Consider the following 10,398-nt stretch of genomic DNA (forward strand, 5'->3'; position numbering starts at 1 on the left):
GATGCGATCGATTTTTCAATCTATCCAGCCTACCGAATATGAAAAAACGGTTTCTCCTCCCTTGCCTCATCGTTCTCCTCACCGCTTCTACTGCCTCTGCAACTCCCCAACGCAGCCTCGATGGGATGGTAACCTCCGCCCACCCCCTGGCGAGTCAGGTGGGCGTCGAAATCCTACAAGCGGGGGGAAATGCCGTAGATGCGGCAGTAGCAACGACGCTAGCAATTTCCGTGGTGGAACCGTTTTCCGCTGGGATTGGGGGTGGAGGTTTTTTGCTGCTGTATCGGGAAGATGCGGGGGAAATGCGGACGCTGGATTTTCGGGAACGGGCGCCGATGGCAGCGACGCGGGATATGTATTTAGATGAAGCGGGAATCCCGATCGACCGATCGAGTCTCGACGGACACCTGGCTGCGGGGGTACCGGGGACGGTGGCGGGGTTGGCTGTCCTGCATCGAGAATACGGGATGTTGCCGTGGCAGCAAGTGGTGGAACCGGCGATCGCCCTGGCGCGGGATGGCTTCCCGGTACACTCCCGATTTGTGCGGGCGGTAGAACGGCGACAAGAAATTTTACTGGCCAACCCAGCCGCGAAGGAAGCGTTTACCCAAGATGGTACATTCTACGCCCTAGGGGATCGTCTCCAACAGCCCGATTTAGCGGATACCCTCACCCAGATTGCCGCCGATCCCGAGCGTTTTTATACCGGAGAGATTGCCGGGGCGATCGCCGATGATATGGCAGCCAATGGCGGACTCATCACCCGCGAAGATTTAGCCGCCTACGAACCGATTTGGCGCGATCCCCTCTGCGGGGACTTCCGGCAATGGCAGGTGTGTTCCATGCCGCCGCCGTCTTCTGGGGGGGTTCACCTGTTGCAAATCCTCAATCTGATCGGCGATGCGGATTTGGCGGGGCAAGGTTGGCGTCATCCCGATACCCTCCACCTGCTGATTGAGGCGATGCGGATTGCCTATGCCGATCGCGCCAAATATTTGGGAGACCCGGATTTTGTTGAGGTTCCGGTGGCGGAGTTGGTGAGTCCGGCATATGCCGCCCTTCGCCGTGGGGAAATCGAGATGGAACGGGCGCGATCGTCGAGTGAGGTGCAGCCTGCCGATGCCGAAACCCTACAACGGCTGCGGGAATCTCCCGATACTAGCCACCTCACCGTCGTCGATCGCGATCGCAATGCCGTCAGCCTCACGTTTACCGTCAATGGCGGCTTCGGTGCGGCGGTGGTTGCCGAGGGGACGGGAATTTTACTCAATAACGAGATGGATGATTTCTCGATCTCCCCTGGGGTGCCGAATTTGTTCGGGTTGGTGGGGGGAGAAGCCAATTCCATCGCCCCCGGCAAAACTCCCCTATCGAGTATGACACCGACGATCGTCACAGAGGGCGATCGCCTGCGCCTGGCGGTGGGTGCGCCGGGAGGAAGTACGATTATTACGACGGTGCTGCAAGTGTTGCTCAACGTTCTCCTATACCAAATGGACGTGGAACGAGCCGTTGCCGCCCCGCGCTTGCACCATCAGTGGTTACCCGATCGCACCTCCATCGAACCCTGGGGATTGGATGTCTTGACATTGGAAGAGTTGCGCCGTCGGGGACACGAACTACAAGAACGCAGTCCCTGGGGTAATGCCAACGCGATCGAAGTGACGACGGAAGGCTATCTCGAAGGGGCTGCCGATCCCCGTGGGGAAGGGGTAGCCATCGGGGTTTTATCGCGCTAACCGATCCCAAAAAAGCGGCAGACTCAGGTAAAGTCTGCCGCTTGCTTCAGATATGTCTAGAAACTCAGACCTTAAACGTCTTCAACGTTCAAGCCGATCGAAGCGGTTCCGTCGTTTTCAAACTCGACTTTCACCGGGTCGACTTTCCAAATCTCCTGGCAGTATTCGCTAATGGTGCGATCGCTCGAGAACTTACCCATGCGAATGGCATTCAAAATTGCCATGCGCGTCCACTTATCCCGATCGCGATAGGCCTCGGACACCTTCTCCTGACACTCAATGTAGGACTGGTAGTCCGCAAACAGCATATAGGTGTCGTCGTACATCAGCGAATCGATTAACGGCCGGAACAGGTCGGTATTCCCGTGGGAGAAGTATCCCGAAGAAATGCGATCGATTGCCTGTTTGAGTTCGGCATTACCCAGGTAGTAATCCATGGGATTGTAGCCGGTGGCTTTCAGGTTGTAGACCTCCTGGGCCGTCAATCCGAACAAGAAGAAATTCTCGGGCCCGGCTTCTTCGCGAATTTCGATGTTCGCCCCATCGAGGGTGCCAATCGTCAGCGCCCCGTTCATGGCAAACTTCATATTTCCCGTTCCCGAAGCCTCCTTACCCGCTGTGGATACCTGTTCCGAGAGGTCGGCCGCCGGGTAGATTTTCTGACCCAGGGAGGCGTTGAAGTTGGCCAAGAAGACCACTTTCAAACGATCGCGCACGTCGGGATCGTTATTCACCACCTCCGCAACCGCCGTCGTCAGCTTGACGATCAGTTTCGCCATGAAATATCCCGGTGCGGCCTTACCGCCGAACACGAAGGTTCGCGGCAGGATATCGGCGTTGGGATTTTGCTTGATGCGGTTGTAGAGCGTGATGATGTGCAAGACGGCCAAATGCTGGCGCTTGTACTCGTGGATGCGTTTGACTTGGATATCGAACAGGGATTCGGGGTTGACTTCGATGCCATTGAATTGTTCGATATGTTCGGCGAGTTGGCGCTTGTTTTCGAGCTTGATTTGCCGCCAGCGCTCGCAGAATTCGGGATCGTCGATGTAGGATTCCAACTTTTGCAGGCGATCGAGATCCTTCAACCAGTCCTGACCCAATTTTTCGGTAAACAGTTCCGATAGTTTGGGATTACTCAACAAAATCCAGCGACGGGGGGTGACGCCGTTGGTTTTGTTAAAGAACTTCTGGGGCCAGAGGCGATAGAAGTCGCGCAGGGTATCTTTTTTGAGCAACTCCGTATGCAACGCGGCCACCCCGTTGATGGCATGGCTGCCAACGCAAGCCAAATTGGCCATGCGCACGGACTTTTCTTCCCCTTCTTCGATTAGGGACAGGCGCGACCACATTTCTTTATCGTGGGGATACCAACGCTGAACGTCTTCGAGGAAACGATGGTTGATTTCGTAAATAATTTCCAGGTGGCGGGGTAAAACGCGACCGAACAAACTTACCGACCACCGTTCCAGGGCCTCCGGCATCAGGGTGTGGTTGGTGTAGGCGAAGGTCTTCTGGGTAATGCGCCAAGACCGATCCCAGTCGAAACCGTGAACGTCCATCAACAACCGCATCATTTCCGCAATAGCGACGGCCGGGTGAGTGTCGTTGAGTTGAATCGCCGCGCGATCGCAAAGGTTATCTAAAGTATTCCCCCGACGCAGGTGGCGACGAATCAAATCTTGCAAGGAACAGGAGACGAAGAAATACTGCTGTTCCAGGCGCAGTTGTTTCCCTTGGGGGGTATTGTCGTTGGGGTAGAGGACTTTGGAGATGGTTTCCGATCGCATCTTCTCGGCCACGGCCCCATCGTAGTTCCCGGCGTTGAATTCCTCGAACTTAAAGTCGTCACTCGATTCCGACTTCCACAGTCGCAGGGGATTCACCGTATTGGTATCGTAACCGGGAACCGGGGTATCGTAGGGCACGCCGATCACCGTATGACCGGGAACCCAACGCACCCGATAGTGACCCTTTTCGTCGTTGTAGGGTTCGGTGTATCCCCCCAATTTGACTTCCACCGATTCCTCGGGCCGGGCTAGTTCCCAGGGGTTCCCCAACCGCAACCATTTGTCGGGGACTTCCGCCTGCCAGCCATCTTGGATGGTTTGGTGGAAGATACCGAATTCGTAGCGAATGCCATACCCCATCGCCGGAATTTCTAAGGTGGCGAGGGAGTCGAGGAAACATGCGGCCAGTCGTCCCAGACCGCCATTTCCCAATCCGGGGTCGGGTTCCCGTTCGAGGAGTTCGTCTAAATCCAGTCCCGACTCTTGCACCGCTTGCCGAATGGCATTGTATAAGTGCAGGTTGATCAAGCTGTTCCCCAAGTGGCGACCCATCAAGAATTCGGCCGAGAGGTAGTACACCACCTTCACGTCCTGTTCGTTGTAGGTGCGCACCGTTTGAACGAAGCGCTGGAGGAGACGATCTCTGAGGGTATAGGCCAAGGCCATGTAGAAATCGTCTCGGGTGGCGAGGGACTCGTATTTTCCCTGCAAGTAGAAGAGATGATCGGCAAAAGCCCGTTTGAGGGTCTCAACGCTAGTTCCGGTGCGATCGTCTTCGATCTGCACGGGACATTCGTTTGCTTGAATCATGGGTTGAGTCATAAGCTGATTTTCTCCATCTCGGTCAGTTGGTCTGGCATCACCGGAGTGCGGCCGGGTGGGAATCGATATTAGCCTTTGGCTGCCATCGACAGGATTAAATCGATGGTGCGATTCGAGTAACCCCATTCGTTGTCGTACCAGGAGACGACTTTGAAAAAGTTGGAATTTAACTCGATTCCCGCCCCGGCATCGAAGATACTCGAGCGCGGATCGCCGGTGATGTCTGTGGAGACGATGGGTTCTTCAGTGTAGCCTAACACTCCCTCTAGCGTCCCCTCGGCGGCAGCTTTCATCGCCGCGCAGATTTCGTCGTAACTGGTGGCTTTCTCGGTTTTGAAGGTCAAATCCACCACCGATACGTCGGGGGTGGGAACCCGGAAAGCCATCCCCGTCAGTTTGCCTTTGAGTTCCGGCAGCACCAGGGTGACAGCTTTGGCGGCCCCGGTGGAAGCGGGGATGATATTCTGAGTTGCACTGCGACCGCCGCGCAGGTCTTTTTTACTCGGACCGTCGACGGTCGGTTGGGTTGCCGTCATGGCGTGAACGGTGGTCATCAACCCTTCAGCGAATCCGAAGTTATCCTGGATGACTTTGGCGATCGGGGCGAGGCAATTGGTGGTACAACTGGCATTGGAGACAATGGTGTGGCGGCTGGGATCGTAGTTGTCGTGGTTGACCCCCACCAACAGCGTCGGCACTTTCTCCGGGTCTTTCTCTTTGGTGGGGGCAGAAATCACCACTCGGCTGGCCCCAGCATTGATGTGTTTGGACGCACCGGCGTAATCGGTAAACAACCCGGTGGATTCGACGACGTACTCGATGCCGAGATCTCCCCAGGGCAATTGTTCGGGATCGCGGACGGACACGCAGGGTATGAATTTACCGTTGACGACGATTCCATCGTCTGCAGCTTCAACGGTACCGGAAAAAGGTCCGTGGGTGGAGTCGTATTTGAGCAAGTAGGCGAGATTTTTCGGGGGAACTAAATCGTTAATTCCGCAAAACTCAATATTTGGATTATCGATGCCGGCCCGGAAGACCAATCGTCCGATACGGCCGAATCCATTAATTCCAACTTTGACAGCAGCCATCAAAAATACTCCTGTATTGTTATGAGTGGTAAGAAGATTTTTGGGGTAACGTTTTGATTTCTATATCGATCTCGAATCGGCAAGTTTCGGAACGTTCGAGGGGATTGTCAGCGAACGGTCGGGTTCAAGGCGGTATCCGGTCGTGGAACGATCGTTGCTGCGTTCTGCCGATAAGGACTCGCAATCGCACCCGAATCTGTCCGTCCTTCTCCCGAAGAGACGATCGCGTATTCCCATCAAACCGCGAAGGGATACCTTGAAGAGACTAGCTTAAGCTTTTTCTAAGATTTCTCGACTTGAAGGATAACGCCAATTAAGATAGCACAATTATTAGATATCTGTCAGTTTTTTAGATATCGGGAAAAACTGGAAAGATCTTAACTTTTTTTTAATAAAAATCTAGTAGACTGCATCAAGACTTCAAGATGCAATATATGTCTTCAGATCGCAACATTTTAACTTGACATTAACGTAACAATTGAGACTCAGTCATCAATAAATTTGAGCTTAAGTTTGAGCCATAAACCTTCGACCTTTTTTAAGGTTTTGCGATCGAATTCTTAAAATTAAAATTTATCCGATCGAGGTCCAGTAAATTAGACTCATAAACGCGATCGAACTGGAAATAATTCGTATCGAATATCACAGTAAAATTGAAACTAACCTGCACGATCGTCCGTCAGTATTCCCAGACTTAAAATCGAAATCGGAGATTCAGAATTGACCGGTTTGTTTTCGCAACCTTCAGCGATCGAAGAAGCTTGAATTTTCTTTCTCGATCTGGTGTTTCTCGATCTGAATTCTTACCCCCAAAATGCTGATGATTTCCCTCACCCATCGCACCAAAATCGTCGCCACCATCGGTCCAGCCAGCCAATCCCCCGACACCATCCGCCAGATGGTGCGTGCGGGAATGAGCGTCGCCCGGCTCAACTTTTCCCACGGCAACTACGACGACCACGCCCGGATGGTCGACCAATTGCGATCGATTTCTACGGAACTCGACACCCCCATTACTCTTCTCCAAGACCTACAAGGCCCAAAAATTCGCGTCGGTCAGTTGCCCGAGGGAGAAATCCCCCTCGAAGACGGAAAGACCTTAACCTTAGTTCCAATCGCCGAATATAACGGTCAGCCAGACACCGTTGCCATCGACTATCCCCACCTCGCCGAAGAAGCCACTGCCGGAACCCAGGTTCTGCTCGACGATGGTTTGCTCGAACTCAAAGTCGAAGCGGTTTCTGGGAATGCCGTTCGCTGTCAGATTCTCGAAGGAGGCATCCTCAAAAGTCGTAAAGGAGTAAATTTACCCTCCCTCAACCTGCGCTTGCCCTCCCTCACGGAAAAAGACAAACGAGATTTAGAGTTTGGTATCGCCCAAGGGGTGGATTGGGTCTCCTTGAGTTTCGTGCGCCAAGCCGAAGATATCCGCACTCTCAAAGCCTTTTTAGCCGATAAAGGCGCTGGTGATACCCCCGTCATCGCCAAAATTGAAAAACCCCAAGCTATCTTCAACCTCGATCTGATTCTCGATGAATGCGACGGGGTGATGGTGGCCCGTGGAGATTTGGGGGTGGAAATGAAGCCAGAAAAAGTGCCGATGCTGCAAAAGCAGATTATCCGCACCTGCAACCAACGGGGAATGCCCGTCATTACCGCCACTCAGATGCTCGAAAGTATGATTGGCAATCCCCGACCCACCCGCGCTGAAGCCAGCGATGTCGCCAACGCCATTATCGACGGCACCGATGCGGTGATGCTCTCCGGAGAGTCGGCAGTGGGAGAGTATCCCATCAAAGCAGTGAAAATGCTCGCGAAAATCGCCACGGATATCGAACCGGAAATTAAATTTACCAACTATCCCCCCGCCTTCACCGACGATACCCATGCCCTTAGCGAAGCCCTCAACACTATCGACGAAATTTTAGATTTGTGTTGTATCGCCTGCTTTACCACCACCGGTTATACGGCGCTGATGGCCGCCGCCGAACGCCCGCAAGCGCCGGTGGTGGCATTTACCCCCGATCGCGAAGTGTATCATCGCTTGAACCTGGTTTGGGGGGTGAAACCGTTAATTCTCGATGCGGGAACGAGTACCTTAGAAGCTTTGTTCGATCGCATGGAAGCGATGTTGGTGCAGCGAAATATCGCCGTACCGGGGGATAAAGTGTTGATGTTGGGTGGCAGTCCCGTTCAAAAAGCGCGAGGTACGAATATGCTGAAAATTCACTCGATTTCCGATCGATTTTTGAAGAAGGAATAACGCCATGTGCAACTTGTCGATCCAAAACCTGACCGCACGGGGCAATGGGGAAAGGGGAATGGGGGATTTTTCGACTCGCTCACCATCCTTTCGAGCGCAAAAAGATTGCACACCGCGTGAATAGGGAATGGGGAGGACGCGGTGACACGGTGACGCGGTGACACGGTGACGCGGTGAGGGGAGACTGTAGGGGCGCGCGCATTTGAGCGACAAATTCTCTCCAGAAACGAAAGCTCACCAATCCAAATGCTTTGCCCTTTTCACCGGGCAAGGGAGACAAAGGAGAGGGGGGAGACAAGGGAGATGAATTGTTCCAACACCAACTCCATACCCCATCTTCGCCACTAAAAAAAATCCGCTCTTCCATAGGATAGAGCGGGGATTTTCGTTGGAGGGTCTGTTAAGAATGGAAAACCCAACGGTTAGGTTGACCGGGCAAAAACACGATCGCGCCGGATGTCAGTCGGGATTAGAATCCGAGGGATGGTTGCGAATTTGCTCGGCTTCGGGACAATCATCAGAAACAAGAGGTTCGACATTTCCCCGAGGAACGCTCGCCAGCTTCTGAGAGACCGCGCCAATGCTTTCTAAGCGAATCATTTCTTCCCAAGAACAAATCTCATCGTCTTCGTCGGTTTCGTAGCGTAAGGTCACTAAGTCTCCTTCAATATCTAAAACCCGCGCTCGGTCTATCCAACGTTGCTGATCTCTTAAAAATACACAAACTTCACGACCCTCACAACAGATTTGATACAACTTACGATGTAACATTATGTCGATTCTCCTGAGCAGGTGACCGCTTCGGTGAGGTTCAAGGTGCGGGGATCGCAACTCCCGTCGAGTTACAGCGCGTCCGAGAAAAGGTTCGGAGATCGCGAGTGCTGTTACCTAGTCTCGACTGAAGTTGGTTGCCGTCCTTTGAGTTCCCCAGAAGATCTGTTTGCCGGATCGGTCGGTCTGATGCCGATCCCATAGCTTGACATTCCCTACGATAAATCGTTAAGGATTCTCGAACCGAACGCAGCCTTCTAAGGTCATCCCACGGTTGGCCGAACACGTTCGTTGTCTACCTAAGTTTAAGACCGATCGGTCTTTGACTCATTTACCGGTAGCTTCCAAGCATACTAGAATATTAGATCTAGCCTTTCCGTATGCCCTACGGTAGGAGGATTGCTCCTGGCGATTGCGGGGTGTCGCAGCCGTGGGAGTAATCCACTCGACGCGATACTTTATATTCGTGCCCGCGATCGACTAGCCAGCATTACATTGAGACGCTCAAACCGCGGCGGGGGTTTAACCCGATCGGCTTGAAGGTCGAGGGCTTTGCATCCTGTGGCTTATTTTGCGATTGTAGCACAATGGCTTTTCTGGGTCAGGGATCGCTTTTTCTGGGTTGCCTCTGTAGGATTAGGTATAAAGACTCTGCGTTATCCGATCCCACACTATGAACCCGGTAGACTACCTCCGCATCAGCCTCATCGATCGCTGTAACTTTCGCTGTCAGTATTGTATGCCCGAAGGGGCCGAACTCGACTACCTCCTGCAACAGGATTTACTCACCGGCGACGAACTGCTGACTCTGATTCGCGAGGTTTTCGTTCCAATTGGATTTCGCCGCTTTCGCCTCACGGGGGGAGAACCCTTACTGCGTCCGGATGCGATCGCGATCGTCAAAGCTATTGCCGCCCTACCGGAAACCGAGGATTTGGCAATGACCACCAACGCATTTTTGCTCGCCGCCAAAGCGCGGGCACTCTACGATGCGGGTCTGCGGCGCATCAATATTAGCCTGGATTCCCTCGATGCGGAGATTTTTGACAAAATTATCGGAAATCGGGGTCGCAGCCGCTGGCAGCAGGTTTGGGATGGCATTCAGGCAGCTTACGAGGTGGGGTTCGACCCCCTGAAACTCAACGTGGTGGTTATACCGGGGGTGAATGACGGCGAGGTGTTGGATTTAGCGGCCCTGTCCATCGATCGCCACTGGCACGTGCGCTTCATCGAATTTATGCCCATTGGCAACACCCACCTGTTCGATTCGGAAGGCTGGATTCCCTCTGAGGAATTGAGGGCGCGGATTCGCAGCGCCCACGGACTCGAAACCTCTCAAGTGACTGGGGCCGGCCCTGCGGATGTGTTTCGGATTCCCGGTGCCAAAGGAACCCTGGGATTTATCAGTCAGATGTCCGAGTGTTTTTGCGATCGCTGCAACCGGATGCGCCTGTCTGCCGATGGGTGGCTGCGGCCGTGCCTGCTCAACGAAACCGGACAAATCGACTTGAAAACCAGCTTGCGCGAGGGGGTTTCGACGGATCTGTTGCGCGATCGGGTTGCTGGGTTACTCGCCCTCAAACCGGAAATTAACTATAAGCAACGGGAAAATGGCACGATCGAAGGGATGTATAGCCGCACGATGTCTCAAATTGGAGGCTAGGGATAATTAACAATGAATAATTAAAAATGTAAGCATTCAGGTCTTGGGGTTGACAACCCCCCCATGCTCAGTTGAACCTGGGAATGAGGGATAACTGCCCCGATTGACCCCCCACGGTTTCTGAGAGGGCACGACCGAAAAACTCGATCGCCGAGCGACCGCTCGCGCGACAGGATTCAATAGCACTGAGCAACGTTGCCGTTCGGCGAAATCCTTCCCAAGAACGAGAGCCACCAGCCACTTTGCGCTTGGTCACTGC

6 protein-coding genes and 1 pseudogene are annotated in these 10,398 nt (G+C 53.5%); 3 read left to right on the forward strand and 4 right to left on the reverse strand.

The genetic code is table 11. From position 1 onward, the window contains the following. Positions 1–38 precede the first annotated feature (38 nt). Positions 39–1,739, forward strand: a complete 1,701-nt coding sequence (ggt, locus tag AC2215_RS23625) for a gamma-glutamyltransferase (RefSeq protein ID WP_486812474.1) — start codon at positions 39–41, stop codon at positions 1,737–1,739. 71 nt (positions 1,740–1,810) lie between these two features. Here the strand turns inward: ggt and AC2215_RS23630 are convergent, their stop codons facing one another. Together AC2215_RS23630 and gap are read right to left on the reverse strand one after the other, a co-directional pair. Next, the gene (locus tag AC2215_RS23630) at positions 1,811–4,351 is read right to left on the reverse strand and encodes a glycogen/starch/alpha-glucan phosphorylase (RefSeq protein WP_486812475.1); all 2,541 of its coding nucleotides are present in this window, start codon (positions 4,349–4,351) and stop codon (positions 1,811–1,813) included. A gap of 68 nt (positions 4,352–4,419) precedes the next feature. Beyond that, entirely contained in the window at positions 4,420–5,442 is a 1,023-nt protein-coding gene (gene gap, locus AC2215_RS23635; RefSeq protein ID WP_486812476.1) for a type I glyceraldehyde-3-phosphate dehydrogenase, read from the reverse strand. 820 nt (positions 5,443–6,262) lie between these two features. Between gap and pyk the strand changes: the two genes are divergently transcribed. Continuing rightward, positions 6,263–7,705 (forward strand): pyruvate kinase, encoded by a 1,443-nt coding sequence (gene pyk / locus AC2215_RS23640; RefSeq protein ID WP_486812477.1) that lies wholly within the window; start codon positions 6,263–6,265, stop codon positions 7,703–7,705. Between the two features lie 459 nt (positions 7,706–8,164). On the opposite strand, the gene AC2215_RS23645 is transcribed toward pyk, so the two are convergent. Further along, the gene (locus tag AC2215_RS23645) at positions 8,165–8,476 is read right to left on the reverse strand and encodes a DUF6679 family protein (protein ID WP_486812478.1); all 312 of its coding nucleotides are present in this window, start codon (positions 8,474–8,476) and stop codon (positions 8,165–8,167) included. A gap of 673 nt (positions 8,477–9,149) precedes the next feature. Here AC2215_RS23645 and moaA point away from each other — a divergent pair. Continuing rightward, on the forward strand, positions 9,150–10,139 hold the full coding sequence (gene moaA, locus AC2215_RS23650; protein ID WP_486812479.1) for a GTP 3',8-cyclase MoaA: 990 nt from the start codon (positions 9,150–9,152) through the stop codon (positions 10,137–10,139). Positions 10,140–10,206: 67 nt separating this feature from the next. Here moaA and AC2215_RS23655 read toward each other — a convergent pair. Further along, positions 10,207–10,398 (reverse strand): annotated as a pseudogene (locus AC2215_RS23655) (IS66 family transposase); the annotation flags it as partial.

It is taken from the genome of Zarconia sp., assembly GCF_057467645.1.

Bases quoted from the DNA above. Each gene is read 5' to 3' on its own strand.
- AC2215_RS23630 (WP_486812475.1), bottom strand. From the start codon at position 4,351: ATGACTCAACCCATGATTCAAGCAAACGAATGTCCCGTGCAGATCGAA.
- pyk (WP_486812477.1), top strand. From the start codon at position 6,263: ATGATTTCCCTCACCCATCGCACCAAAATCGTCGCCACCATCGGTCCA.
- AC2215_RS23645 (WP_486812478.1), bottom strand. From the start codon at position 8,476: ATGTTACATCGTAAGTTGTATCAAATCTGTTGTGAGGGTCGTGAAGTT.
- gap (WP_486812476.1), bottom strand. From the start codon at position 5,442: ATGGCTGCTGTCAAAGTTGGAATTAATGGATTCGGCCGTATCGGACGA.
- ggt (WP_486812474.1), top strand. From the start codon at position 39: ATGAAAAAACGGTTTCTCCTCCCTTGCCTCATCGTTCTCCTCACCGCT.
- moaA (WP_486812479.1), top strand. From the start codon at position 9,150: ATGAACCCGGTAGACTACCTCCGCATCAGCCTCATCGATCGCTGTAAC.